General features: G+C 59.3%; 25 protein-coding genes. 7 read left to right on the plus strand and 18 right to left on the minus strand.

Features of this window, described 5'->3' with window-relative positions; translation table 11 throughout:
• Nucleotides 1-2: 2 nt before the first annotated feature.
• Nucleotides 3-1205: an efflux RND transporter periplasmic adaptor subunit gene (locus QD461_RS09875; protein WP_414087575.1), complete on the minus strand. Its 1203-nt coding sequence runs from the start codon at nucleotides 1203-1205 to the stop codon at nucleotides 3-5.
• Nucleotides 1206-1544: 339 nt separating this feature from the next.
• On the opposite strand from QD461_RS09875, the gene QD461_RS09880 reads away from it, so the two are divergent.
• The 3 genes from QD461_RS09880 (at nucleotide 1545) to QD461_RS09890 (ending at nucleotide 3894) form a co-directional block, all read left to right on the plus strand.
• A complete protein-coding gene (locus tag QD461_RS09880; protein ID WP_184703632.1) occupies nucleotides 1545-2240 on the plus strand; it encodes a response regulator in 696 nt (231 codons plus the stop codon).
• A complete protein-coding gene (locus tag QD461_RS09885) occupies nucleotides 2224-3282 on the plus strand; it encodes an ATP-binding protein (RefSeq protein WP_414087576.1) in 1059 nt (352 codons plus the stop codon). Before QD461_RS09880 ends, QD461_RS09885 begins: the two co-directional genes overlap by 17 nt.
• 237 nt (nucleotides 3283-3519) lie before the next feature.
• Nucleotides 3520-3894 (plus strand): hypothetical protein, encoded by a 375-nt coding sequence (locus QD461_RS09890; RefSeq protein ID WP_414087577.1) that lies wholly within the window; start codon nucleotides 3520-3522, stop codon nucleotides 3892-3894.
• Nucleotides 3895-3913: 19 nt separating this feature from the next.
• Here the strand turns inward: QD461_RS09890 and QD461_RS09895 are convergent, their stop codons facing one another.
• The 8 genes from QD461_RS09895 to QD461_RS09930 all read right to left on the minus strand — a co-directional run bounded on the left by QD461_RS09895 (nucleotide 3914) and on the right by QD461_RS09930 (nucleotide 11627).
• Nucleotides 3914-4648, minus strand: coding sequence for an ABC transporter ATP-binding protein (locus QD461_RS09895; protein WP_414087578.1), 735 nt, complete (start codon nucleotides 4646-4648; stop codon nucleotides 3914-3916).
• Complete coding sequence (locus tag QD461_RS09900; protein ID WP_414087579.1) at nucleotides 4645-5421, minus strand: ABC transporter permease; 777 nt, start codon at nucleotides 5419-5421, stop codon at nucleotides 4645-4647. The genes QD461_RS09895 and QD461_RS09900 overlap by 4 nt, the downstream gene beginning before the upstream one ends.
• The gene (locus QD461_RS09905; protein ID WP_414087580.1) at nucleotides 5414-6259 is read right to left on the minus strand and encodes an ABC transporter permease; all 846 of its coding nucleotides are present in this window, start codon (nucleotides 6257-6259) and stop codon (nucleotides 5414-5416) included. The genes QD461_RS09900 and QD461_RS09905 overlap by 8 nt, the downstream gene beginning before the upstream one ends.
• A gap of 12 nt (nucleotides 6260-6271) precedes the next feature.
• Nucleotides 6272-7327, minus strand: coding sequence for an ABC transporter substrate-binding protein (locus tag QD461_RS09910; protein ID WP_414087581.1), 1056 nt, complete (start codon nucleotides 7325-7327; stop codon nucleotides 6272-6274).
• A 125-nt stretch (nucleotides 7328-7452) separates the two neighbouring features.
• On the minus strand, nucleotides 7453-7791 hold the full coding sequence (locus tag QD461_RS09915) for a ferredoxin family protein (protein ID WP_184703638.1): 339 nt from the start codon (nucleotides 7789-7791) through the stop codon (nucleotides 7453-7455).
• Nucleotides 7788-9353, minus strand: coding sequence for an FAD-dependent oxidoreductase (locus QD461_RS09920; protein ID WP_414087582.1), 1566 nt, complete (start codon nucleotides 9351-9353; stop codon nucleotides 7788-7790). The genes QD461_RS09915 and QD461_RS09920 overlap by 4 nt, the downstream gene beginning before the upstream one ends.
• Nucleotides 9354-9681: 328 nt before the next feature.
• Complete coding sequence (locus QD461_RS09925; RefSeq protein WP_414087583.1) at nucleotides 9682-10710, minus strand: NADP-dependent oxidoreductase; 1029 nt, start codon at nucleotides 10708-10710, stop codon at nucleotides 9682-9684.
• 74 nt (nucleotides 10711-10784) lie between these two features.
• Nucleotides 10785-11627 (minus strand): VOC family protein, encoded by an 843-nt coding sequence (locus QD461_RS09930; protein WP_414087584.1) that lies wholly within the window; start codon nucleotides 11625-11627, stop codon nucleotides 10785-10787.
• Nucleotides 11628-12058: 431 nt separating this feature from the next.
• Between QD461_RS09930 and QD461_RS09935 the strand changes: the two genes are divergently transcribed.
• Entirely contained in the window at nucleotides 12059-12592 is a 534-nt protein-coding gene (locus QD461_RS09935) for an OsmC family protein (RefSeq protein WP_414087585.1), read from the plus strand.
• Nucleotides 12593-12646: 54 nt separating this feature from the next.
• Here QD461_RS09935 and QD461_RS09940 read toward each other — a convergent pair whose 3' ends face one another.
• From QD461_RS09940 to QD461_RS09965, 6 genes are all read right to left on the minus strand, one after another.
• Nucleotides 12647-14371 (minus strand): peptidoglycan D,D-transpeptidase FtsI family protein, encoded by a 1725-nt coding sequence (locus QD461_RS09940; protein ID WP_184703643.1) that lies wholly within the window; start codon nucleotides 14369-14371, stop codon nucleotides 12647-12649.
• A 168-nt stretch (nucleotides 14372-14539) separates the two neighbouring features.
• Nucleotides 14540-15646, minus strand: coding sequence for an ABC transporter ATP-binding protein (locus tag QD461_RS09945; protein ID WP_184703644.1), 1107 nt, complete (start codon nucleotides 15644-15646; stop codon nucleotides 14540-14542).
• On the minus strand, nucleotides 15646-18240 hold the full coding sequence (locus tag QD461_RS09950) for a GH116 family glycosyl-hydrolase (RefSeq protein ID WP_414087586.1): 2595 nt from the start codon (nucleotides 18238-18240) through the stop codon (nucleotides 15646-15648). Before QD461_RS09950 ends, QD461_RS09945 begins: the two co-directional genes overlap by 1 nt.
• Before the next feature lie 17 nt (nucleotides 18241-18257).
• A complete protein-coding gene (locus QD461_RS09955) occupies nucleotides 18258-19097 on the minus strand; it encodes a carbohydrate ABC transporter permease (protein ID WP_414087587.1) in 840 nt (279 codons plus the stop codon).
• Nucleotides 19098-19105: 8 nt separating this feature from the next.
• Nucleotides 19106-20014 (minus strand): carbohydrate ABC transporter permease, encoded by a 909-nt coding sequence (locus QD461_RS09960; RefSeq protein ID WP_414087588.1) that lies wholly within the window; start codon nucleotides 20012-20014, stop codon nucleotides 19106-19108.
• A gap of 121 nt (nucleotides 20015-20135) precedes the next feature.
• A complete protein-coding gene (locus QD461_RS09965) occupies nucleotides 20136-21419 on the minus strand; it encodes an ABC transporter substrate-binding protein (protein ID WP_414087589.1) in 1284 nt (427 codons plus the stop codon).
• 206 nt (nucleotides 21420-21625) lie between these two features.
• Here QD461_RS09965 and QD461_RS09970 point away from each other — a divergent pair, with 206 nt between their 5' ends.
• Complete coding sequence (locus QD461_RS09970) at nucleotides 21626-22651, plus strand: LacI family DNA-binding transcriptional regulator (protein ID WP_414087590.1); 1026 nt, start codon at nucleotides 21626-21628, stop codon at nucleotides 22649-22651.
• Here QD461_RS09970 and QD461_RS09975 read toward each other — a convergent pair whose 3' ends face one another.
• Entirely contained in the window at nucleotides 22652-23431 is a 780-nt protein-coding gene (locus QD461_RS09975) for a metallophosphoesterase family protein (RefSeq protein ID WP_414087591.1), read from the minus strand.
• 125 nt (nucleotides 23432-23556) lie between these two features.
• On the opposite strand from QD461_RS09975, the gene QD461_RS09980 reads away from it, so the two are divergent.
• The gene (locus QD461_RS09980) at nucleotides 23557-24285 is read left to right on the plus strand and encodes an ArsR/SmtB family transcription factor (protein ID WP_414087592.1); all 729 of its coding nucleotides are present in this window, start codon (nucleotides 23557-23559) and stop codon (nucleotides 24283-24285) included.
• Nucleotides 24286-24332: 47 nt separating this feature from the next.
• Here the strand turns inward: QD461_RS09980 and QD461_RS09985 are convergent, their stop codons facing one another.
• Together QD461_RS09985 and QD461_RS09990 are read right to left on the minus strand one after the other, a co-directional pair.
• Nucleotides 24333-24611 carry a hypothetical protein gene (locus tag QD461_RS09985; protein WP_414087593.1) on the minus strand — a complete coding sequence of 93 codons (279 nt, stop codon included), beginning with the start codon at nucleotides 24609-24611 and terminating at the stop codon, nucleotides 24333-24335.
• Nucleotides 24611-25408: a DUF899 domain-containing protein gene (locus tag QD461_RS09990; protein ID WP_414087594.1), complete on the minus strand. Its 798-nt coding sequence runs from the start codon at nucleotides 25406-25408 to the stop codon at nucleotides 24611-24613. The genes QD461_RS09985 and QD461_RS09990 overlap by 1 nt, the downstream gene beginning before the upstream one ends.
• Before the next feature lie 118 nt (nucleotides 25409-25526).
• Between QD461_RS09990 and QD461_RS09995 the strand changes: the two genes are divergently transcribed.
• On the plus strand, nucleotides 25527-26747 hold the full coding sequence (locus QD461_RS09995) for a helix-turn-helix domain-containing protein (protein ID WP_414087595.1): 1221 nt from the start codon (nucleotides 25527-25529) through the stop codon (nucleotides 26745-26747).
• The last annotated feature ends 37 nt before the right edge of the window (nucleotides 26748-26784 follow it).

A 26784-nucleotide genomic window follows, 5' to 3' on the forward strand; every position in this document is an offset into this window, starting at 1 on the left:
TGTTACTTCGTGGCCTGTATGGACGCGCTGGGTTCGGCGGCGTCGGGCTTCCATGCCTCCCCGTTCACCTTTGCTCCGGGCTGGACCTTTTGAACTCCGTCGGCAATCACCTTTTCGCCCTCTTTCAACCCGGAAAGGACGACCCATTCAGAGCCGAGGGAACTGCCGAGCGAGATGTCGCGTACTTGCGCGGTGCTGTCGGCGGCGAGGACGTACACCTGGGGCTTACCCTCTGAGGTTCGGGTGACCGCGCGTTGCGGGATGGTGAGACCTGCCTGCTGAACCGCTTGTTCGATGCGTACACGAACATACATGCCAGGCAGCAGATCGCCCTTCGGGTTCGGGAATTCTGCCCGAAGCGTGACCTGGCCAGTGTTCGGGTCGACGTTCGCATTTGAGAACAGCAGCTTGCCGGGCAGCGAATAGACCTTGCCGCCGTCGAAGACGAGTTCGACGCGCGCCTGGCCGGGAGCCGGGCTGTCGAGCTTGCCTTCGCTCACCGCCTGCTTGAGCGCAAGAAGCTGCTGGGCCGACTGTGTGAAGTCGGCGTAGACGGGATCGACCTGTTGAATGAGCGCCAGATTGGAGGTGCTGTCGGCCGTCACCAACGTTCCCTCGGTGGCAAGGGCGCCGCCGATGACGCCGGTAATCGGCGCCCGCACCTCGGTGTAGCCGAGGTTGATCTTGGCCTCGTCAAGCACGGCCTGTTGGGACGCGACGTCGGCATCGGCCTGATCGAGATTGACAGCGGCAGTATCGTAGTCCACCGCGCTGACGACGTTGCGCTCGCGGAGCGTTCGCTGGCGCTCGAGCTGCTGCTTGGCATTGGCTTCAATCGCTTTTGCCTTTTTCAGCGCCGCTTCGGCGCTGGCGACGCGAACCTCGAACAGGCGCGGATCGATCCGGTACAGGACATCACCCTTCTGCACCAGGCTGCCCTGTTCGAAAACCCGTTCCTGCAATATGCCCGAGACTCTGGCCCGCACTTCCGAAACCCTGGTCGCGGCGATACGGCCTGGAAGTTCGCTCATCACGGGAACGGGATGCGCCTTCAATTGAATGAACCCCACGGCAGGCGTCGGCATCTGGCCTTCTTCCGGGGAGGTTGCTTGTTCCTGGGAGCACACTTGACCTGCGACCAGCGCGAGCATAGCCGTTACCGTCAGCAGTGCTTTTCGCCCGCGCAGTCCCTTGTTCATCAGCATTGATGGTTTCCTGTCTGGACCGAAGGGTGAGGATTTTTCCGGACATTGCGTCACGCCGCCCCACCGCTTCGATTTTATTTTCGAACGTTCGTGTCTAGTCTTGTGGTTCACACCGAAGCCGTCAGATGATTTCTCAAGATCGTCTGACGGCTTCGGGCTACTGTCTTCGCGCGATTCCGGGCGGAAAACTGCCGCGCACTTATCCGGGAATTGCTCTATCTGACACCAAACAGGAGAAGCGTTGCGGTTCGATGGAGTGTATGTGGAGGTTTCGTGGAGATGCGAAATGAATGTTGACGGCCAGCGTCGCGGGGCCTTTTCTCGGGGCCGGAGGTGCGAATGGAAAACGCTCTTGTACTGATCATTGAGGACGAACCGGAAATTTCCGATATCCTCGAACGCTATTTCGAACGCGAGGGGTTCCGCGTTCTGACTGCATCGGATGGCGAGATCGGGCTTTCCCATCACCAGCGTCTCAGGCCCGATCTGGTCGTGCTGGATGTCAAGCTGCCCAAGCTCGATGGTTACGCGGTCCTTGCCGCGATCCATAAGCGCGGCACCACGCCGGTCATCATGGTGACCGCGCTTGCCGATGATGTGGACAGGCTGCAGGGCCTGCGTGCAGGCGCCGACGACTATGTGGTGAAGCCATTCAACCCGGCCGAGGTCGTCGCCCGAGCCCGCGCGATCCTCAGGCGCTCCGTCAGCGGCGGCATGGCGAACAAGGTCCTGCGGGTTGGACGGTTATCGATCGATCCTGTTGCGCATGTGGCGTCGGTCGACAACGGCGATGGTCGGATTGTTCTGCCCTTGACCCGAACCGAGTTTCGGATTCTCGAATTCATGGCCGGTTATCCGAACCGGGCCTTCGAAAGAGGTGAGATTATCGATGCCTGCCTTCCAGAAGGTGACGCGCTTGACAGGACGGTGGACAGTCATATGAGCAAGCTTCGCAAGAAGCTGGATGCGGTTGGCGTCGGTAACCTCCTCAACGGGGTCAGGGGAGTAGGCTACCGCCTTGGCGACCTTGGTTAAAAACAGCCTCAATCGGCAGATCGTCTGGTCAACGACGATCGTCGCGTTCGTATCCCTGTCGGTCATGTTCTTCGGCTTCCTGATCTACGGTTGGGTCTGGGATTGGCTCTTTCCTGGGCCCGCCACGGCGGAGGAATGGGCGCCGACCGACTTCGTCGTTCTTGCTATCAATGTGGCGATCGGCCAGGCGGTTGGCGCCTATGTCGGGTGGCGGCTTGCTCGGCGGCTGGTCAAGCCGCTCATCGCCGTTGCGGAAACGGCACGGACCATAGCCGAGGGAGACTTCACCGGCCGCGCCACGGGGCAGGGCACATTCGGTGAGGCGGATCGGCTGATCGAAGATTTCAATCAGATGGCGGAGAAGCTCCAGAGGGCAGAAAAGGAGCTTATATACTCGAATTCCGCCATCGCCCATGAGCTTCGCACGCCGCTGACGATCCTTCGGGGGCGGATGCAGGGGCTTGCCGACGGCGTCTTTGAGCCAAGCCAGGATGTCTTTCTCGGCCTGGTCAAACATATCGATTCCCTCACTCGCATCGTCGACGATCTCAAGACACTTTCGCTGATGAATGCGGGCCGGATGGAGCTGCAGGTGTCGCGTTTCGATTTGGCTGCCGAAGTTGGCGATACCGTCGATACGATGAGGCCGACCCTGTCGGCACAGCGGCTCGAAATCGTAACGGACTTGCGCAGTGCGTCGATCATAGCGGATCGGGCGCGGCTTCGGCAGGTCGTTCTCGCGTTGATCGACAATGTCGCGCGTTATGCACCAGCGTCGCGGCTGGAGGTCAAGACCTTCATGAAGGGCGGATTCGCAATCCTGCAGATTTCGGACAGCGGCCCCGGAATGACCCCCCTTGAGTTGGAATACGCCTTCGAGCGCTTCTGGAGAGCCGACGAGGCGCGGAGCAGGAGGGCTGGAGGGTCCGGTCTCGGCCTGTCTGTCGTTAAGGCAATCGCCGAGGCGCATGGTGGAAAAGCCTCAATCGAAAGCCGCAAAGGCGGCGGGACGACCGTCCGCTTCACCGTTCCGCGCTATTAAACCGGCACAATCCCGGAGCGCTTGCGCGTTTCCTTCCCCGGATCGTGAGTGCGCGCTATCTTCCCGTTTCCTCACGCATTCCGGACCTAAGTCCGCCTCGCAGTTTTCCTGCGAATACGGCAGGGCATCGTCTGACGGCACAAATTCTTGACGTGCCCTCGACGCGATCTTCACACAGCTTCGTCAAAACAGCGGCCGGAAAGGATCCGTCTCATTTTCAGGACAGGCTGAAGGAAGATGAAACCAGAAACCGGTTCGGACATGTTGGAATTCCTTGACGCCATCCATCGCAAGGGTCTGCTGGAGTTCTCCGGCAATCGCACCCCGGATGCTGAAACCGGACTGTTGTTGAAGCATGCGCTTGAATCCTCGCTCATTCGCGCGGGCGACGCCCATGGACAATTCGGCCTTTGTTTCGTGTTGACGGGAAAGGGACGCCACGTTCTCGGCTTGAAAGCCGATGTCCGAGAGAACGATGCCGCAGACGAGACACTCGATGCAGGTTCCAGGCGTAGAGAAATCCTCGCAATTATATTCCGCCTCACGCCCGCCATATGTTTCATCGGCGTGCTTTGCGGGATCGTTCTTTCGCTCCTTATCGTAAGAAGATAGGCCCCATCTTCCCGGGCAGTCACATAAGCATGCTGAGGCAATGCTTCTTCAAATTTGCCAGCAGAACGCCGTTGCGATCCCGAGGTCGCGGGAGCGCGACGTCGATGGTCTCGCGTATTCGACCCGGATTGGGCTCCATGACGATAACACGATCGGCAAGATAAAGGGCTTCCTCGACATCGTGCGTGACGATGATGATCGAGACTTGGTTTCTTTCCCAGATTGACAGTAATTCGTCCTGAAGACGCATCCGAAGGATTGAGTCGAGTGCGCCGAAAGGCTCGTCCATCAGAAGAGTATCGGGCTCCTGCGCAAGAGCGCGTGCGATTGCTGCTCGCTGTGCCATCCCTCCCGACAACTGGCGCGGGTAGGCCTTCGAGAATTCGGCGAGCCCCACCAGCTCGATATAGTGCTTGGCTTTTTCCTGACGCTGGCGGGCAGTAAGATCGCTGTTGTCGAAGGCGAGGGCGACATTGCCCTCAACGGTAAGCCACGGAAAGAGACGATGGTCTTGGAATACCATGCCGACCTTGGTTCGGGATGATGCCTGCGTATCGCAGACGATCGATCCTCGAAAATCGCTATCAAGGCCCACGATGAGGCGCAGCAAGGTTGACTTGCCGCATCCCGATGCGCCGACCATTGCGACGATCTCGTTCCGGCGCACGGTGAAATTGATGTCCTTCAGGACCGGCCGCGCAACGCCATCAAGGGAATAGGCCTTGCTGACATGTTCGATCGATAGCGCATTCATCGCTGTTCTTTCGTCCAGGGAGAGAGGGATGCCGCAACAAGACGGACGGAATAGGTGAGCAGAACGCCGCCGACCGCGAGTGCGATGACGCCAACGAGAACGATATCCATTCTGAACTGGTCGCGCGCGCTTGCGAGATAGCTGCCGAGTCCACGCCCGTTCCCTACGGCATATTCCGCACCGATTGTTCCAATCCAGGCTGAGAGTATGGCGATCTGCAGGCCGAGATAGATGCTGGGGAGGGCGGCGGGGAAATAGAGCTGCCGGATGCGCGTGCCGCGACGCAGGTTCAGGACGTTCGCGACGTCGATCAGTGCCGGAGGAACCTGGCGAACGCCCTGCTCCGTCGCAAGAAAAAGTGGAAAGAAGGTGGAGAGAACCGTAAAAACGATCTTCGTGCCTTCGCCATTGCCGAACCACGCCGTTAATAGAGGGATCCAGGCGAAGAGTGCGACCTGTCTGACGGTATGGATGCCCGGTGATATGCTCAATGCTATGGCACGGGATGTTCCCGCGAAATAGCCGAGAACGATGCCGATCACACTGCCGGTCACGCTCCCGATCAGCACACGCAACAGGCTTGCAAGAAGAGAGGGCCAGAGTTCGCGTCCCGAGGGATCCAGAAACGGCACTTCAAGTACCTGCAGAGGCGTGACGGCCATCGGACCGGACAGAAAGCCCGCCGCTGCCGATGCCCACCAGATGAGAGCCGCCGTCAGGGGAATGATAGCCCCGCGCGGGATCCACACCGGAAGCCTGAGGCTCTCAGACATTGGCGGCACTCCCGTTGCGCACGGCCGTCTCAGCCATTTTCAGCAGCAGGTCCAGTCCGAAGCCGACGGCGCCGACGATGATCATGCCGACAATTACGATGTCGAGCTGGAACAGCGTTCGTCCCCAAACCATCATGTAGCCAAGGCCATCCGTTCCCGCGAGCATTTCGACGACGATCAGGGAAACGAAAGCCTGGCTGAGGGAAAGCCTCACGCCGCTCGCGATGAATGGCGCCATTGCCGGCATTATCAGCTTGAAGAAGCGGGTTCTGGCGCGAAGGCCGAGTACGTCGGCAACCTCGCCAAATCTCGTCGGAATATTCCTAGCGCCCTCGGCCGTGCTGATGGCCATGGGCACGAAGCAGGCCTTCGCCAGGATAACGATCTTCAGGCTTTCCTCTATTCCAAGCAGGAGTATCAGGATCGGCAACCAGCCGAGGGACGGCACGGCGGCCAGCGCCCGGAAGGATGGCCCGAGATAGGCATCGGCGGTCGCGGATCGGCCAATAAGAAGGCCGAAAAGGAAGCCGAGCGACGCTCCGATCAGGAAGCCTTCGGCGATGCGTTGGAAGCTGATGAGGGCGGCCGTGAGAATGTCGCCGCTCGCCAAAAGCTCGAGAAATGTTCGGAGCACCGGATCCGGCGGTGGCAACACTTGCAACGAAACCCATCCCTCCGCGGCGCTGATCCACCAGAGAGAGAGGGCAAGCGCCGGAGCAGTGAGAACGAGCAATACTGTGGCTATCGTTCGATGCCAATCCGGCCGCCATGGTCCCGGCCGAACGTCCGAGGCCTTTCCCGAAAGGGAAAGATCATCCTGCGCTTCGAACGTTGCCATGATCTGCTCCCGTCAGTTTTCGAGGCTGCCGGCGGCAGAGCGATCAGGCCAGAGAGCCTGGAGCTTGAGCGATGCGACGGCATTGTCGATGAAGCTGCGGTCGACCCAGGTTTTGAGATCGATATCGCGGCGAATGAGCTTCTGCTCGCGGTCGAAGGCAATGCCGCTCTGGTAGCGAGCGACGAAGAAATCATCGAGGCGCGGATTGTACTTCTGTCCGAGTGGGCTTCCGGCGTTGGATTTGCGGAGCACTTCGATGGGCGTGCCGGCGCGCGACCAGATCTGATAGGCCTCATCGCGGTTCTTGTCGTCGGCAAGCCACTGCGCCGCCTTGACGAAGCCGGTCACGACTTTCTGTGTGGCCTCAGGATAGGCCTTGCGAAACGTGTCGGTTGCAAGAAATGCGCCGAAGCCTTCTCCGCCAACACCCGCATCGGAAGACTTGTAGAAGATCTTCGCGACGCCCTTGTCCTCAAGCGGAAGCAGGAAATCCGCTCCAAACACCGCATCGACGCTCTTGGCCGCGATGGCCGCGAGCTGATCGGCATTCTTCAGGTCGACGATGGTGACGTCCTTTTCGGAGAGCCCGGCATTCTTCAGCGCTGTAATCAGCCCCCAATGAATGATGGTGGCCTTCTGAATCGCGACCTTCTTGCCCTTGAGATCCGCAATCGATTTGATGTCGAGGTCGGGTCGTGCCGCACCGAAGATGGCGGTGCCGCCATAGGAGGCGAGAATGACGGTGTCCAGACCATTCGCCTTACCGATGATGTTCGGCACGGCGCCATAAGAGGCAAAATCGAGCTGCCCGTTGGAGAGCGCTTCGTTGATAGCCGGGCCGGTGCCGGTGAAATAGGTGAACTCGATCTTGGTGGGCGTGCCTTTGAATTCATCGGCGATAAAACCCTTGGCATCGGCGATCGCCTGCAGGCCCACGCCGAACGGCGTGCCGAACCCAAAGCCTACATCACCGAAACGAATGGTGGCTGGTGCATCCTCCGCTTGCGATGGCGCTGCGCTCAAAGCGACCGCGGCTGCGAGCAACAGGGACGAAAAAAGTCTGCGCATAGTTTTCTCCAGTTCGAGCATGATGCCCAAAAGTGTTAGCGGTTTTCGGGCGAAATCATGTTGTAAGCATTTGATTCTATAGTGGATTCTGATATTATTTCGCCTCGACCTAGCATCGTCCGGCTCTAGGGAATAATCGTGCCGGCCTCGAAGATCCGGTAACTCATGTCGCCAGCCGTTCCGCGTGGCTTTGCGTTCTTCCACCCCATCTCGCGGCGGAAGCTGCCCATGACGCCGCGCGCCACGAGATCCGCTTCCGTTGCGCCTTCGATGCTTTCGGAAAGCGGGGAGACGTAAAGCGCATCGGTCGGGCAGAAAAGCTCGCAGAGAAAGCATGTCTGGCAATCTGCCTGGCGCGCGATGACAGGCACTCCGTCGGCAACCGCATCGAACACATTGTCCGGGCAGGCCTCCACGCAAAGATCACATTTGACGCAGCGGTCTGCGCTCACGATTTCGATCATGATGCTTCACTCATTACTTGGATGTCGGTCTGAAAGGCTGCCCAGAGGCCATCGGTGCCGCCGGTCTCGATCGTGCGCAGCAGGGTTGGGTCTTCACTCGGAAAGTCCGGCCGTCGCTGAAGACCGCGGCTTTCCTTGCGCAAAAGCGCGCTTTCGGTCGACCATCGTGCGGTGGCAATGAACGCTTCGGCTTCTCGTGCCCTGGCATTTCCAGCCGAGCGCCAGCTGCGATCGTCCCAAAGCGCGCGCAGATCTTTCGACGCGGCTTCCAGCGTCGACTGGGTTCTGAAGAACCCGCCATCGAGAGGAAGAATATGGCGTTTGGCCACCTCGATCACGGCCAGAACATCCGAGGCGTCGTTCGACGCGGTCCCCTTGGCAGGATCGGTGACGCGGGTAGTGCGCCTTGTTCGCCAGTTTCTTCCCAGCGCGCGAACGAACCTTGCCGCGTCTTCGCCGGCCCAGGAGCCCGTCGCCATCGCCCAGCTGGAATTCGGCCCGCCACCTCCCGAGGTCGCGCCGGACATTCCCTGCCGGTTTGCCGCATCCCCGGCGGCAAAAAGGCCCGGAATCGTCGTCGACGACCGATCATTGATCTTGAGGCCGCCGGTTCCGCGAACGGTTCCTTCATGACGCAGGGTAATAGGGAACCGTTCGGTGAACGGATCGATACCCATTCTGTCGAACGGGACGAAGATATTGGGCTGGCCGCGGCGAAAACCCTCCTGGAGCCGGGGCGGGGCCTTGTCGAGCACGGCATAGACAGGCCCATTGATGAGTTCGCGCGCGACGACGCTCTGGCGGTCGCCGCTCGACCCAAGGACATTTCCCTGCTCGTCGCTGAACGTCCCCCAGAAATAGACCACGCCTTTCGTCACGCTGGAATAGGCCGGAGAGATGCCGTACTGGGCGGAAAACTCCATTCCCGACAGCACAGCACCTGCCTCTGCGGCCATCAGATAGCCGTCGCCGGTCAGATTGTTGGTGCCGAGCGCCCCGCTGAGGAAGGCACAGCCGCCCGTCGCGATAACGATGGCTCCGGCCCTGATCTCCAAGGTTTCTCCGGAGCGACGAAATCGAGCAAGTGCACCGGCCACGATCCCGTCGGACATCAGCAGCTCTTCCGCTGGACAGTGGTCGATGACCTTCACGCCGGCCTTGATGAGCTTCTGGCGCATGAAACGAAGATAGTCCGGTCCGCGCAGCATACCCCGATAAGGCCGTCCGTCTTCATATTGAGGGAAGTCGTATCCCCATTCGGCAAGTAAATTCAGGTTCTCGAAGGTGCGGTCGAGAACACGTTCGATGCGGTCGGGTTCGGAGAAACCATGACCGAGCCTAATCCGCTGGGCGACGGTGGCGGCTCGCTCGGATGTACCTCGCTTCGTGTAGATCGTCGTGGTATTGCCGGCGGCGGTCGCGCCGCTCGTACCGACATAGCCTTTTTCGATCAGAACGACGTTCGAGCCGTTCGATACCGCGTTCCATGCAGCCCAGCATCCTGCCGGGCCGCCGCCGATGACAAGAACGTCGGTATCCAAATGCACTGCTGCAACAACCATGATCCCTCACTTTCTATTTAAACTACTAAATTGATAGGATTTATCTAGAAAGCTTTGTGCCGAACGACGGCCCCTGAGGAGAAAATTATGCTAAACGCCGGCGGGCGAAGGAGGCGAGCGCTAACCTTAGGAAGTAAAAGGAGAATTTTGTGTAGGCGCCTGCCAAAGGCCCAGCTCTCAGGACTGGGTTGCCCAGCCTTGCGGAGAAACGCAGATGCGCGCGGCCTGTCACCGCGCGATCGCTAAATCGCGTTTATTCGGATCGAAACGCCGTGAAAGCTGGCAACGATTGACCATGCCGGCTTCCACGATACGGCAAATGCCAAACTTATTCAGCGATACGCACGATCAACTTGCCAAAGTTCTTTCCTTCCAGAAGGCCGAAGAAGGCTTCTGGCGCTTTTTCAAGTCCGTCCACGATATCCTCTTTGTATCTAAGACGGCCCTCGGAGATCCATTTCGTCGCCTCCCGATAGAAGTCGGGGCGCTGATCAACGAATTCGCGCTGTATGAAGCCCCTGATTGTCAGGCTCTGGCGAAGAACGGCGCGCATGACGGTGGGGAGTTGATCATGCCCTTCGGAAGCCGCAGCCCCGTCATTGTAGTGGGCGATCAATCCGCAAACGGGTACGCGTGCGAAGTCGTTCAGCAGCGGGAAGACTGCGTTCCAGACATGACCGCCGACGTTTTCGAAATAGATATCGATGCCATTCGGGCAGGCGGCTGCGAGCTGGCTGGCGAAATCGCTCGAGCGGTGGTCGATGGCAGCGTCAAAGCCGAACTCACTGCGAATGTAATCGCATTTGTCTGCGCCGCCGGCGATCCCGACGACCCGTGCGCCGAAGATCTTGGCGATCTGGCCGACCGCGGAACCAACGGCGCCGCTTGCCGCTGCAACCACCAGCGTTTCGCCAGCTTTGGGCTTGCCGATGTTACGAAGCCCCGCATAGGCGGTGAAGCCCGTCATTCCAAGAATGCCGAGAGCGGTGGTGATAGGGGCTGCATCCGGATCGAGTTTGCGTAGTGTGGCGCCGTCCGCGATCGCATGGGTTTGCCAGCCGGAATGCGAGAGGACTATGTCGCCCGGCTTGAATGCCGCATCGCGACTGCTGACGACGCGCGCAACGGTCCCGCCTTCCATGACGCCACCGATTTCGACCGCCTTCGCATAGGATTTTGCATCGTCCATGCGGCCGCGCATATAGGGATCAAGCGAAAGATAGAGGATCTGGAGTAGAACTTCGCCATCGGCGAGATCGCGAACCTCCTCTCGCTCAAGCCGGAAGTTTGCCGCAACCGGCTTGCCGGACGGACGCGATGCAAGGACGATGCGCGAAGAGGTGGGTTTGCTGGTCATGCCTATGGTTCCTGCTTGCTAGTATCAGAATTCTAACCTTTGACGGGGAGTTCGCCAGCACAATCGGTCGCGAACTACTCCTTGAACCAGAGCGCAACGCCATTGGCCGCTTCGGCATCGACGAGCAAGCCGTCTTCGAAAGGCCTGGGTGAAAAACCTCCACTGGCCAAGGCATCTGCTGCAGCCTCAAGCGAGCGGACCGTCAATCCGAGCGCCACCTTGCTCTCGTTGCCGTCAAAGCTCTGCGGGATGGCCGATCCGAAACGCGAATTCGCGCTCTCTTCGGATAGAATGTGAAGAACGGCCGTACCCGCTGGGATGGTGATACCAGCATCGGTCGCTTCCGGCGTTGCCGACGGAAAGCCGTCAAGCAGTTCGATGATCGTTTGTGGTGTGCGGCTCACGATGAAGACATCGCTGATATTCAAGGCGCCGTTCGGATGATCTTGATCGGCGGCGCGCCACACAAGCTCAGGCGTGTTGTGCTGGCAGAAGAAGAAGCGGCCATTGGAGACCACCTCCGCACCGATCTGGAACGTGCGGAAGCTCGCCGGTTTCTGCACGCCGTCGACCTCGACTGGGCGCGAAAAATCCTTCCAGTCGGTGACTGGCTTGCCCGCGCTTGCCAATTCGCGCTGCAGGGCTGCTGCATCGCTGGTGCGAAGGGCAAGGCCATTGAGGCCGGATGGGTAGGACCAAAGATCGGCCCTCTTCTTTTCGCCCTCCGATGGAAAACCGAGAAGCTCCAGATAGTTATCGCGGAAAATGGCAAGATGATTGATGGAGCCGAGGGTGTGGTAGCCGCGTGGGGTCAGTGCAAAGCCGAGCTTGCGATAGACGTCGGCAGCGGTGTCAAGCTTATCGTGTACGCCGATAACAGCGTGATCGAGAATGAGTGGCTGAGCCGTGGCGGGCATGACGGAGGTCTCCGGGCAAAGGGTCTGTTGGATGGCGCTGATCTGGTTGAGGCGGCCTTGAGATCGGGCAGCACATCCGGCAGCAAATGGAAATCTTTAGTCTACTAATTTTGTAATCTATATAGCCTGCCGATTTCGGTGGCGATTCCGATTGATTCCAAAAGAACCCCATGAACGTGGAAAAGAATTCCAGCTGACCTATGCAATGGCAGGTTTAGCTTCAGGATTTTCGCCTTTTCGTCGCTGGAATGTCCAATCGGCAGGACTTTTCTGAAATCTGTCCATTTCGGCAATATTCTTCGCCTTATGTTCGTAATTAGTCTATTAAATTTATAGACTAATTGCTTGCCCCGCGGCTATAAAATGACCGTATCTCCGCTCTGGATGGTGGCGAGGGCGACGGATCGAACCGACAGCAAAGGTATGCGACAATGACAACTCTGAATGAATATCTCGGGCAGAAGCGGGCAGCGCTGCTAAATCGGCGAGCGCGTGTGAAATCTGGAGAGCTTGGTGCGGTCACCTTGAAGGCAAGCGCCAGCGCCGAGGGGCGCAGCGGCGTGCGTCGGATCAGAATCCGGGATTTTCAGGTGATTTCCGACAGCCCGCCCGACTTTGCCGGCTACAATCTGGGTCCATCGTCGCCGGAACTGCTGCTTGGCTCAGTTTCCAGTTGCCTCACGCATACCTACCTGATCCATGCCTCCGATCAGGGCATACCGTTGGAGTCACTTCATGCGGAAGTCACGGCTGTGATCGACGCCCGCGCCGGCGCCGAAGGCCATGAAGACGTGCCGGTCTATCCTCAGGATATCAGCTATCTGGTGACGCTGGTTTCCTCCGCAAGTGCGGAGGACATCGCCCGGCTGCAAGCGACTGTGGAGAAGCTATGCCCGATTCTCAACCTGCTGAAACGCGGCAATGAGGTGCATGGACGGGTCGATCATCAACAGCCTGGCGGTTGAAGAGATGGGGAGGTGTCGTAGCGATGAGGTGAGCCGCCGAAAACCGACGGCCACTCAATAGGCGGCAAGGAGATTCGTGCCGAAATCCGGTTCGACGCCTAGGATCGGTGCCGCACGGCTGACGATGTCGTGAACCATCGGTGCTGCGGTTTCGGCAGCGAGGTTCAGGTTGTGTACCCCGGTCAGCGGCTGGTCGATGAAGGCCAGAACCACATATTTGGGGTTCTTCATGGGAAAGGCGGCCAGGAAGGAGTTGAAGCTGAGCTTATGCGAATAGACGCCGTGAATTACCTTGTTTGCGGTGCCCGTCTTTCCGCCGACGTGATAGCCGGGAACATCGGCCATTCTGCCGGTGCCCTGCTCACCGTTCAACTGGAACAGGTAGCGGATGGTATCGCTGGTGCTCTTCTTGACGATTAGCGTTTCCGTTTTTTCTGCCTCTTCCTGCGTGCGCGGAAGGAAAGTAGGCTCGATCAGCTTGCCGCCGTCAATCAGCGCCGCGCCCGCGACGGCGGTTTGCATCGGCGTGGTGGCGACGCCGTGGCCGAACGCTATGGTTATGGAGTTGAGCTTCTTCCAAACTTTTGGCTGGCTGGGCGTTTTCACCTCAGGCAGTTCCGTCTGCATTTTCGACAACAGTCCGAAACGGGTCAGATAGGCCTTCTGATCGCTCATGCCCACCTTTTCCATCATCTTGGCCGTGCCGATGTTGGACGAATAGCGGAAGATTTCCGGGATCGACAGAACACGCCGCGGCACGTCGCGGTCGTCATGGATCGTGAAGCCGCCGTAATGCAGAGGAGCGCTGGCGTCGAAAGTGTCCGACAGCTTGACCGTACCCGTGTCGATGGCCAGCGCGATTGAGAAGGTCTTGAATACCGAGCCCATCTCGTCGGTGCCGTTCGACATGCGGTTCAGCCAACCCTTGTCGCCGTCTGCCTGTGGATCGTTCGGATCGAAATCGGGCGCAGAGGCCATGGCCAACACTTCGCCGGTGTGGATATCAAGAATGACAGCACCGGCCGCCTGACTCTGATAGCGGCCGAGCGCATCCGACACCACGTCATGGACGATGCTTTGGACGCGCAGGTCCACTGAAAGTTTGACGGGCTGCAGCGTATCCTGGCTCGTCAGGCCGGTGGAGTCGAGATCCGACAGGCCCTGCATGTCAAGATACTTCTCCATTCCGGCCACGCCATGATTGTCGATATCGACATAGCCGAGAATGTGCGCGGCTGTGCGTCCGCCGGGGTAGAAGCGTTTGACCTCCGGTCGGAAGCCGATTGCAGGAATGCCGAGCGCCAGAATTTCGCTTTGCTGTTTCGGCGTCAGCTGGCGGCGTAGCCACGCGAAATGCGAGCGGTGGTCGGCCAGCTTCTTGTAAAGCGATTTGCGGTCAATATCGGGAAATACCGTTGCAATCTTTTCGACTGCTTCGTCTGCGTCGACGACGCGGTTTGGCTCGGCGAACATCGAGACGGTGCGGATGTCTGTTGCCATCAGCTCGCCGTTTCGGTCGACGATATCCGGGCGGGCGGCGGTCACTCGCTCGGGCGGGATCGATGAGGTGTCATCCTTCGGTAGCATACCGAACAATGTAAGCCTGGCGAAGATCACGGCATAGACCATGATCAGGCCGCCGCAGAGTATTACGATGCGAGTTTTTGCAAGCTTGCTTTTTCCCGTGGCCTGCATCGGCCGGCGCCCGCGCGATCCCGGACCGAAGGTGAGCCTGACGAGGCGGCCGCTATTTGCGCTTAAAGCATGAATGATCGACATTATCGACTTATTCGCGTGAGCTGGAAAAGCGGACGTGCCTTTCGATCAGAGATTCATAAGGCAAAGATGGTTAACAGGGCCCTAATATTAAGGGAGGCTTCCCATCCATTTCGAAGGTTCCGGTCATCAGCCGCCTGGTTTTCCCAAACGATGTTCAAGCTCACGGGATCAGCCCACATAGGCGCTCCGCCAGTCGCTCGTGGCGCCGATGACCGATCCGTGTTCGTCGAAGAGATGAACAAAGGTTTCGCGGATCGAGGCGGGGATCCAGTCACCGCTTCGCGCCGGACTGATACCTCGCTGCGCGATCGTGAAGGGCTGGCCGTTCGCTGTCTCGGCATGGATGATGGTCTCGGATCCCAGGATTTCGGTGCTGTTGACAGCGACCTTGAAGGAACTCTCACCGACCTCAGCATGTTCGGGGCGGATGCCGAGCGTTACAGGTGCTCCGTGAGGCAACGCGATAGGCCGCTCGCGAGCGAGGGGCACATGCAAACCACCATCGAGGTCGACGCCAACATGCTCGCCGCTGCGCGCCAGTTTTCCCTGCAAAAGGTTCATGGGCGGCGCGCCTAGGAACCGTGCGACAAAGAGATTTTTCGGGCGTGCATAGAGTTCCATCGGCGGACCGACCTGCTCGATCCGCCCTTCGTTCAGGACGACGATCTGGTCGGCCATGGTCATTGCCTCCACTTGATCGTGCGTGACATAGATCATGGTGGATCCAAGCCGGCGGTGCAGGGCGGTAAGCTCGCCGCGCATCTTGACCCGCAATTCGGCGTCGAGATTGCTCAGCGGCTCGTCGAAGAGAAAGGCCTTTGGCTCCTTGACGATGGCGCGACCGATGGCGACGCGCTGGCTCTGACCACCTGAAAGCTGGCTGGGGCGTCTCGAAAGCAGATGTTCGATCTGCAGAATTTCCGCCGCCTTGGCGACGCGGGCACCGATTTCCGCCTTTGGCAACCTCTGGTTCTCCAGACCGAACCGCAGGTTCTGTTCCACGCTCATATGCGGATAGAGTGCATATGACTGGAACACCATCGCCATGCCACGGGCAGAGGGAAGCAGATGATCGCATCTGGCGCCATCGATGCGAATTTCTCCAGAGGAAATCTCCTCCAGACCAGCCATCATGCGCAGGAGCGTGGACTTTCCACAACCGGATGGGCCGACGAATACGGTGAACGAACCATCGGCGATGGCCAGATCGATGCCGTGAATGACCTCCAGGCTCTGGAACGCCTTGCGGACCGATTTCAGTTCGATGCCTGCCATTATCCCATCGCTCCGATTTCGATCGACTGGCCTGCAGCAATGTGGCGGCGGTCGCCGAGTTGCCGGACGTGGTCATCGACTGCGATTTCACCGATGTCGAGGCTGCCGCCGAGAACGTTCAGACTGACCGTCCCGCTCCGCCGCGTCAACGTGCCGAATCCCGTCCCGGCCGACCAGAACAGGCAATAGTCGCCGTCAACCTTTGGTTTGAAGGTCACCCGGCCCGAAACCATGTCGGCCTGCAGGCCGGAAAACGCGTTGACCAGCTGCCAGGCCGACATCGAACGCGCGTAGTAAGAGCCGCATTCAATGTCGTTCCACGGATTGCGTTTGCTCCCATCGTGGCGATCGCGCGCGCCGCGGACGATGTCTAGTCCTTCTTTGATCAATCCATGCATGATCATGTGCGAGGCAGACATATATTCAATGCCTGTCCAGACCTCCTCGGCGTAGGGAGCCGCCACCATCGGCTGGCGGATGCCCTCGGGATAGGTTGCAATCAGCAAGCCGGCCTCGTCCTCGAAGGCGTAGTTGCGGCAGGGGTTGAAATGATCCCTGAGCGTCGGGCGGAAATTGTTGGTGTGGACTGACGAGAGTGCCGTCTGCACCTTGCCCGCATCGAGAAAGCCGCCGATCCCGGCAACTTCAGCATGCCATTGCCCAAGGATCTGGTCGGAGATGCAGCCTTCGCCCATCTGATATTTGAGCTCGGAAAACTCTTCCGACCAATAAGTTTCCATGAAATCATCCGCGAGCACGCCGGCCGCACGGCCAACATCGAAGGGGATCAGGACGCCCTTATCGGACAGATCGATCTTCTGGATGAACCAGCGGCCGTTGAAGAGCGCATCGTCGATATAGGCGGCTCCCGCCTTGCCCATGCGTGCCGTCTTTTCCGAAAGGTCGGTATCGCCCAGAGCCGCCGCCATTTCGGACGTGGCGAGTAGTGCGGCGACATATATCGTGCCGAGCCAGGAGTTCGGCCCGAACAGTTCCATGTCCAGCGTCTGGTGCTGCCTGCCCGACAGGATGCCCGTCGCATCGGGATCCCATCGGTCCGGATTGGCCGGCGACCAGGCATATTCGATGGCGCGTTTGACGTTCGGCCAGTAGCTACGCAGCCAGTCCGTGTCACCGGAAAGCTTCCAATCGCGATAGGTCTTGACGATCGCGCCGAAATGGCCGTCGGCACAGGGGCCGATAATATCGAAGCCGGAACCGAGCGGCAGTTTCTGACGAAAGGTGAGGCCACCCGTCGGCAGCTGGTTATAGGTAAATTCCGTTTCCCGGAGCGTGCGCTCGATTGCGGGGAAAAGATGGGCGAGCGCCTGCTGGTAGTTCCAGACATGCGTGCAGGATCCCTCGCAGGAGCCGTCATTGGTATGCTGCCCTTCCCAGGCCCAAAGCTCGCCGTTTTCGAGACGAATGCAGGTCGCGGTGCGCAGGAGCGCAAGCGTTGCGCTGGCAGCGTCCTTCACTTCTGCCGGCAATGTGGTGTCGAAAAGGCCATCTCGGAAAGAGGTTGTTGCTGCGGCTAATGCGTCCCAGCGCTTGAGCGCATCGCTGGCGCTGGCGTTCGAGCCCGGCCATTGTGTCGCGTAGTAGTTTTTCCAGATCGGCGTCTGCCGTTCGGGAATGATGCCGTCCGGCTTGTCGCGATAGGCCCAGTAGACATCGCCCTCCGGAAAGTTCCAGGAAATCACAAATCGTACCGTCTTGCGGCCACCTGGTGGGACGGTTACGCTCGCGCCGAGCGTACCGTGTTCCGGCTGCTGGCTCATATGTTTGGATGTTCTCGGCTCGTCGTAGTGCCGTTTCGGCAGTCGGCCGGGACGTGCGAACTCTTTCCAGTAGACCGCGAGATCGTCGAACCACTGGCCGCGATAGTGATGATCGGTGTGATCGACATCGTCGGCGTCCGTCGCGATCGTCAGGTCGCCGTGCTGCGTTGGCGAAAGGTCCTTGTCGGAAGACGTCAGGTGCAGGCTGCTGATACCGTCCTGCTGCCGGAAACTGTGCCTGCCGCTATTGGCGCCGTAATTGCCGAGCGTGCCGGCAAGGGTGTAGGTGAGCGCGTCGGTGGTGTCGTTGACGATCTCGAATTCGAACATCGCGACCGGCATCGAGGAGTCGCGGTCATTGTGCGGAATGAACGGGCTGAGAGCCGTCATCCGCACGCCGCCTGGGAAGTGTTCGTCGCTGAAGACCAGGTCGGCAATCGGAAAGCGGCCGTAGAAATCGACCTTACTGAAATGCGGGACGCCGACCAGGGTTTGCCGATTGGCACCGTGGCCGAAGCCGTCGAACATCTTGCGGATACCAGGTGCACCGGAAGGGTTGAGATCATAGGGACCGTTCAGCACTCGCGCATCTACGAGGGTGCCATCCTTCTCGGCCTTGATCGCAAAATGCGAATAGCCGTTATAGCCTTGCAGAGCCGGTCGGTTGCGGATCGACCAGTCGATCAGCCGGCCGCTGCCGGAAATGGAAAAGCCACCGGAACCGATGCCGCCGAGCGGGAAGGCGATGTAGCGCGTGCGTTTGCCCTGATAGGCAAAACGCGGTTCGATGGAAGCAAGGTCGTCCCACATCATAAGCAAATCCCTCGATGTTAATTCTTGATGCCGCTCATCGTGATGCCTTCGATCACAAATTTCTGGGCGATGAGAAAGAGAAGTACGACGGGCAGGACCGACATGCTCATTGCCGCCATGACGACCGAAAGATTGCCCGAGCCCATGTAGCCGCGCAGGACATCCATGGCGACAGGCAGGGTGAGGGACTCATTGGAACTCAGCAGCACCTTGGCCTGGAAATAATAGTTCCAGGTCTGGGTGAAGGTGATGATGCCAAGGGCTGACAAAGCCGGCCGCAGCTGCGGCAGCGAAATACGCCAGAAGATCTTGAGATAGCCGGCGCCATCCATCAGGGCCGCTTCCTCCAGCGCCTTCGGCTGGCTCAGCATGAACTGGCGAACGAGGAAGACGCCGAAGCTGGATGTCAGATACATCAGCGCCAAGCCGATCGGACGGTCGAGCAGGCCAAGCTGCGCATAGCCGATATAGATCGGCAGGATGGTGACCTGAGCCGGGAACATAAGCCCGCAAAGCAGGATGAAAAACAGCGTGTCGCGCCCGCGGAATCGCAGCCGGGCAAAGGCAAACGCCGCGAGCGTGCAGGTGACGAGCTGGCCGACGGTGACGATGACCGCGATCATGACCGAATTGAAATAGATCTGCAGGAACGGCACACGGGACGCAAGCACAGCCCGGTAGTTGGTAAGATCGAAGCCGGGCGGCAGGAAGCTCGGCGGGAGCTTGTAGGCTTCGCCGACCGGGCGAAACGACATCGAGAACAGCCACAGGAACGGTAGCAGCATGCCGAGCGCAAGGGCCAGCATGACGGCGATGATCGCCCAATCGATCCAGCGCTTTGCAGCACGCGTTTCCATCGCGCTCATCATTGCTGCACCCATCGGCGCGAGATGATCTGCTGGATGGCGGTGATGATGAGGATGATGACGGTCATGACGACGGAGATCGATGCGGCATAACCAATCTGGAAGCTGCCGAAGCCCTCCTCGACGATCAGGATGGACAGCGAGCGCGTGGAGTCTCCCGGGCCGCCCTGGGTCAGGATCACGATGGATTCGAAGACCTGCAGCGCGCCGATCGAGGCATAGACGACGCAGAAGAACACGACGGGCGATATGTAGGGTAGGGTGATGCGGAAGAATTGCCGCCATGCCGGCGTGCCGTCCATGACGGCTGCTTCTTGGATGTTTTTCGGCACACCCTGAAGGGCAGCGATGAAGATGATCATGAAGAAGCCGGTGTTCTTCCAGACATCCATGATGATGATCGAGGTCATCGCGTGATTGGCATCCGTCAGCCAGCGCACGCCGGGCAGGCCGATCAGGCGCAAATAGTAGTTTATGACCCCGAGATCATCGCCATAGAAATAGCTCCAGACGATCGACACAAAAGCGGCGGCGATGATGACGGGCAGGAAAAAGGCAAGCCGGAAAAAATAGCGCAGCCAGCCCGGCATCGCTCGATTGAGCGCAAGCGCCAGAATAAGGCCGACCGAAACATTGAAGGTCACGGCAAAGAAGGCAAAGCGCAGCGTGTTCCAGAGGATTTGAAGTGACCGCTGATCGGTAAAGAAGCGCGTGAAGTTGTCGAGGCCGACCCATTGCGAACCGAGCATCGGATCATAGTAGGAGAAGGCGAGAATGACGGTCACGATGACGGGCGCGATGACGAAGGTCAGATAGAGCACTGCCGTTGGCAGAGCGAAGAGATAGGCCGCGCGCGCCTGGGCTCGGCTTAAGTCGGAAGGGCGGCGTCTTTCTGCGATCACACTCATAGAGATGTTGCTCGAAAGAGTTGAGGAGATTGATTGGCACACATTAGAAAACCCGCAGGCGCCGATCGACGGCGCCGCGCAGTCATTGGTTTGAAACGGCGATGCTCGACGGCTGAGAGTCTCAGCCGCCCATCCGTTTCTTCAACCGCTCGAAGGAAGCGTTGAGTTCGGCATCGGCTTGCTTGACGCCATCGGCAATCGAGGTTTCGCCCGCCATCATTGCCGTGTAGTAGCGGATGAAGATCTTCTCGACTTCCTGGAAGTTGGCCGGCGAAGGCACTGCCTTGGTGTCAGGCAGCGTCTGATAATAAAGGGCAGCGCTTGGCGGGAAGCTAAGGAAGGCTTGCGTTTCCGCGGCCGACTTACGACCCGGCACGCCGCCACCCTTTTCTCCTTCTTCCTTCTGCGTCGCTTCGCTGGTGAGTTCGAGGACCAGTGCCTTGGCAAGATCGGCCTGCTTCGTGGTCTTTGCGATCGCGTAGCCGCCGAAGCCGATCACCGTGGTATCGCTGACTTTCCGTGGCGGAATGGCTACGTCCATGTTCAGCTTGTTCGTCTTGGCGCTCTGGATAATCCAATGGCCGCGACTGATCATGGCGACCTGGCCGGCCATGAACTGGTTGTCCATCGTATCCTTACCGGGGATCGGCGAGACGCCGTCGACATGGATCAGATCGTAGAGGAACTGAAGGCTCTCCGAAACTTTCGGATCGAGCATGTTGGAGGCCGTCCAGTCATCGTTGACGACGCCGGTTCCGTTCGAGAAGAACCAGGGCTGGATGAAGAAATTCTGGTTAGGCACCTCATAGCCGAACTGTTTGACGTTGCCCGATGCGTCCTTGACCGTGAGTTTTTTCGCAACGTCGCGAAATTCGTTCCAGGTCCACTTGCCATCCTTCGGATAGGCAATGCCGGCCTTGTCGAACAAATCACGATTGTAATTGATCATGATGTTGTTCCAGCCGATCGGAATGTAGTTGATATTGCCCTTGTAGGTCGACTGCTTGAACAGGCTCGGGGCGAAGTCGGAAAAGTCCGGATTGGCGGCGACGAAGTCGTTGAGCGGCAGGAAGAGACCACGCGACGAGAAACTCTGGAAGGTCTCGATGGCCGTGCCGTAAACATCCGCCTGCTGGCCGGAGTTGAACTGGCCGAAGACCTTGGTCACATAGTCGCCCCAACCCGTGGAAATCGGGTCGACAGACAGCTCGACCTTGACGTTCGGATATTTCTTGTTGAAGCGTGCGATGGCATTGGTCATCGCCGCGAGTTCCGCATCGCCGCCGAAACCCTGCATCTTGAGCGTTGCCGTGACATCCGATTGGGCAAAGGCACGTCCGACGCCAGCGCCAAGCGCCAGAGCCGCAGACGAAATCAGCAGCGAGCGCCGCGAAAGTTCATGCATGTGATCCTCCCTTGCGCTTTCTCCAGCGCGTTCCCTCTTGTGTGATCGTGGCAGTCGAAACGTTTCGTTTCCAAATTCAAAAATGCCGCGAACCTTGATCCTCCCAGGTTCTGCAGCACCATAATTGCCAAGTCGAAACGTTTCGTATAACAGCATCTCAGAGCCTCCTTGGCAAGAGGGTCTGAGAAAATGCGAGCGGAGGGAGCATGGCCACCATCAAGGATGTGGCGAAACGGGCAGGGGTGGCGATCTCGACCGCATCGGCTGCGATCAATCGATCGGCACCCGTCAGCGATGAGGTAATCGCCAAGGTCGAGGCCGCCGTTCGTGACATCGGCTATGTGCCGCACGGCGGAGCCCGCAGTTTGCGGATAGGGCATTCAAGGCTGATCGGGCTGATCTTGCCTGATATCACCAACCCGCATTTTGCCAGGGTCGCCAAGGTGGTCGAATCCGCCTGTTTGAATGCCGGCTACATGGTTGCGGTTTATTCGACCGGTGAGGATCACGCCCGCGAGCAGCAGATATTGACGATGATGCGGATGCAGCGGGTCGACGGGTTGATCATTATCCCGACACGATCCGACGCGAAACATGGCGCCCGGATTGTCGACCAGATCCATGTTCCGACGATCCTGCTCGACAGCTTTGTCGAGGGGCTGCCTTATGATGTGGTCAAGCTCGACAATATTGCCGCCGGTCGTATCGCCACCGAACACTTGATAGAGCTTGGTCACCGGCGGATTGCTGTGACGATCGGCCGTGACAATATCGTCACCGGCGAGCATCGCCTGGAAGGCTATAGGCAAGCGTTGGCAGCCCATGGCCTACCGATCGAGCAGGATCTGTTGCTGCCCGGCCGCTTCGACCAGTCGGTCGCACATGATGGCGTGTTCGCGCGAATGAAGCAGCCCGATCCGCCGACTGCCATCTTCGCGCTGTCGAACATGATGATGCTCGGCACATTGGACGCGCTGCACGAACTCGGTCTTTCCGTTCCTGAAGACGTGTCTGTTATCAGCATCGACGATTTCGATTTTGCCAACATCATGAACCCGCCACCGACCGTGGTCGCAGCACCTGTCCTCGAGATGGCGCAGACCGCCATTTCAGCACTTCTGGACGAGCTGGCAAGCAAGCGCCTGCCGAGCGGATCGCAGACCGTCTTTGAGCCAAGATTGATCGTCCGCAAGTCCTGCGCACCGTGCTTTACCGCGGCAATGGTAGATTGATCAGCGGCTACGAGAGGCCTGGTTCAGCAGAACTGCCCGCGTCTTTATCCTCGTGTCCTCCAATTCGATGATGCGATAGCCGAAGGTTTGGGCATCTGCTTGGAGTTCATCGGACTGCTTGAAGATTTGGTACGAGACTGCCGGCGAGACGAATTGGCGGATATTCCCGTCGCGAGCCTCATCCATCATGTGATAGTGGCCCGAGAATATCGTGATGTCGCAATCTAGGCCGCTCAGCAGCGACCTGATCTCATCTCGATCTCGCAGGGCGGCGCCGCTTCGATCCACAGGCGTCGGCACCGCCAGGATCGGATGATGCACGAAGAGGACGGCGCTTTCTACGGCATCGAGTTCGCGCGCAAGCCAGGCGCGCTGGTTATCTCCCAATATGTTGTCCGATGTGTCGAGGAAGACGCGTTTCAGATGTCTGTGGGCGTGGGAATAGCAGAGCTTTCCATTCACCGCGTTTTCGCCCGCTGTCCAATATTGCATAACGTCAGCATAGACATCGTGATTGCCGAGAATGACGGATATGTTGAAATCGTATCCCCTCAGAATCTCGAAAAATCTGGAGACGGATTGTACCGTGCCGATATCGCCTCCAAAGACGATATCGGAAATCCCCCTGCGTACGATGTCGTCGAGAACCAACCGCAGGCGGTCTTCGTGCTGCTTTGGCTCACTATCATAGCGCATCCTGCCGCCAGTTACGTCGGTGTTCATGACCAGTTTTTGGCCGAGGTGGGTGTCGGTCAGAAAGGCGATCGTGGTCTTCGTCATTCTCTGGGTTCCGTTTCAGACAGGTGCTGGCGCATCGTAGCTCGCCGGTTGGATGAAATGCTTCGACGCGTGTCGAAACATGCGAACGTGGGTCATGCTATTTTGGTGTCCGAAACAGGGAAGTCATGACCATGGGTTCACAGCCGAATATCGCTTCTGCGGCCGCGTTGATCGCCGATCCCGCGCGCGCCGTCATGCTCGTCGCTTTGCTGGATGGCCGGGCACGGCCGGCCGGCGAACTCGCCTATGCCGCCGGCGTGACCGCGCAGACAGCCAGCTCGCACCTGGGCAAAATGCTGGCCGGAGGCTTGCTGACGGTCGAGACCGAAGGGCGGCATCGTTATTATCGCCTTGCCGGCCCTCATGTGGCGTTGGCCCTGGAAAACCTGGCATCGATAGGGCCGATGGTGATTACTCGGAAAAAGGCATTGACCCGCGAGGCGCAGAAACTGCAGTTCGCTCGCTGCTGCTATGATCATTTGGCCGGCCGCCTCGGGGTCGCCGTTACCAAGGGAATGCTCAAAAAAGGGCTTCTCGTCGCCGCCGACAATAAGCGATTTGAGGTGACGCCGATCGGGGCCGAGTGGTTTTCAAGCATGGGTCTCGATTTGACGAAAATCAAACCGGCTCGCGCAGGGCTCGCACGGCAATGTCTTGATTGGACGGAGCGGCAACATCACCTCGCCGGCCCGCTTGGCGTGCACTTCACCAGTCTGCTTTGCAATGAGGGTTGGATACGGAGGGAGAAATCATCGCGCGTTGTCGAAGTGACGCCGATGGGGTGGCGGAAATTCGAAGATCATTTCGGTATCCAGGAACAGGTCCTGATGGAGCGCGATCATAAGGAAGCGTGACAGCGCACGGGAGCGCGCCATCAATCGCGGCAGGCAAAGAGTGTAGCTCAACGTTTGAGTGCTCGGTCTTCTCTTGTAAAAAGCGCAAGCCACGGTCCCATATGAAACAGGCTCATCAGCAGATACATCACCACCATTCCGCCCAACATCGAGCCGCCCTGCGCCGAGCAGATCATATCGGCCGCCGTATCCTGTGCCGTCAGTAACGCCATAATGGCGAAAACTGGGGCTGCGGCCAGTTGCAACCAGCGCCCTGTGCCGGGAATTCGCAGCAGGCCGGCGGCGTGTACGCCGGCCCTTTCACGGATTTCGGACAGTTTGGACATCAGAGCGCTCCGTAGCGGTCGTGATGGCGCCACCAAACTCCGGTCTCATTGCGGCCGAGCGGTGCGCGGTCGAGCCATTGATACATGCCCCAAACACCATCCAATCCACGGGCATAGGACGAATAGGTGTGATAGATCTCGCCGCCCTGCAGGGCGAAGGCGCTCACACCTGGCCGATCGCGTGTGTAGGTCGCGACATCCGTCCCCGTCATCGACGCCATCAGTTCGACCGGTCCCTCGCTGCCGCGCAACTCCCATTGCTGCATCGTCTTGCCCGCTTGAGCGTCCGGCATTGGCGGCTCACGACGGTAATTGTATTCGATATCGCCGTTGCGCTGCTCTTCCGGGGTGAACCAGACATTGAAATCGTGATTGAAGTCACTGTCTGCAGAGGATGCCCAATTGAAGGTCCAGCCCATGCGGCGTTTGAACTCCTGCAGTTTCGCGAGCGGCGCCCGTGACACTGCGGAAAAGGCAACGTCATGGTTTTCGAGATGCACGGCAATCCCGTTAAAACCATCCGCGATCGATGAGCAGGACGGGCATCCCACCGTATAATCCGGCCCGAACATGAAGTGATAGACGAGCAGCTGGGACCGTCCGTCGAAGAGCGCCGAGAGAGGGACCAAGCCCTTCTCCGTCTCAAGGCGGTAGTCCTTCTCGACCTTCACCCAGGGCAGCTGTTGGCGGTTGGCGGCAATTTCGTCGCTGCGCCGTGTCAGCTCCTTTTCCTGCTCCAGTAGGGAAAGCCGCGCCGAAAGCCACTCCTTGCGTGTACCGGTTCTATGCATTGTCATGGTTCATCTCCTTGATTGGCTTGATTTGCCATCGCCGGCCGACGTCTTGCCTGCCGATGGGGAATAACTTACGGCTGGAAGCTCAAGGGGTGGGAGTTACAAGTGTGACGGGATTTCGATGGACTCGCTGATCGTCGCTGCCGCACAGGCGCTCGCTGCCGGCGACGCACTTGGAGCGATGAAACGGGTGGCGCTGCGTGACGATCCGCCCGCGCTCGCCCTGCGCGGTATCGCCATGGCGCAGCTCGGCGACCTAGATAGGGCCAAGTCGCTGCTAAAAAGCGCTGCGCATGCCTTCGGTCCGCGCGAAACGGTCGCTCGTGCCCGCTGCATCGTCGCCCAGGCGGAGATTGCCCTTGTCTCGCGCGATCTCGGCTGGCCGGAAAAGGCACTGGAGACGGCGCGCGTCGTTCTCGACAAGCATGGCGATAGCATCAATGCAGCGCATGCCCGCAATCTGCAGATCCGTCGCCGGCTTCTGGTCGGCTATCTCGATGAAGCCGAGCGACTGCTTGCGAAACTCGATCCTTCGCCATTGCCGCCTGCCGCAAGGGCAAGCTACGAACTCGCGGTTGCCGGCATTGCCATCCGTCGTCTGCGCACGGGGGCGGCGCGAGCCGCTTTGGCAAGAGCGGCGCAGGCGGCGCGCAGAGCCGATATTCCTGCGCTCGAAGTCGAAGTGCAGGCGGCCGGGCGGGCGCTCGACGCACCGGCGGCGCGGCTGATTTCCAAAGGATCGGAGAGGCTGCTATCGCTGGGCGAGGTCGAGGCACTGCTGTCCTCCGGGACGCTGGTCGTAGATGCCTGCCGCAACGTCGTTCGTCGGGGGAGTGACGTGGTATCGCTGGCAAGTCGGTCAGTGCTGTTCGTGCTGGCGCGGGTCCTTGCCGAAGCGGCTCCGGCGGACGCGTCGCGCACCGATCTTCTCTCCCGGGCGTTCCGCGCCCGCCATGCCGATGAATCCCACAGGGCGCGGCTCAGGGTCGAGATCGGGAGGCTGCGCGCTGTCTTGGAGCCCTTCGCCGATATCGACGCGACCCCGCGAGGCTTCATGCTCACACCGCGCGGGAAGGGTGATATAGTGGTGCTGGCGCCGCCTTTGGAGGCCGAACATGGCTTCCTGCTCGCCTTGTTGGCAGACGGCGAATCCTGGTCGAGTTCTGCGCTGGCGATCGCGCTCTCAACCAGTCCGCGGACAGTGCAGCGCGCGCTCGACGGTCTCGCCGCAGCCGGCAAGGTGCAGAGCGTTGGCAATGGTCGGGCCCGCCGCTGGATGATGCCGCCCGTCGTCGGCTTCCCGACAACATTGTTACTCCCGGGTCCGCTGCCGAGCGACTAGGATCATAGCCATCGAATTCAACAACGCAGTCGAGTGA

This window comes from Rhizobium sp. BR 314, from assembly GCF_047445805.1.
GTDB classification, from domain to species: Bacteria; Pseudomonadota; Alphaproteobacteria; order Rhizobiales; family Rhizobiaceae; genus Rhizobium; species Rhizobium lusitanum_B.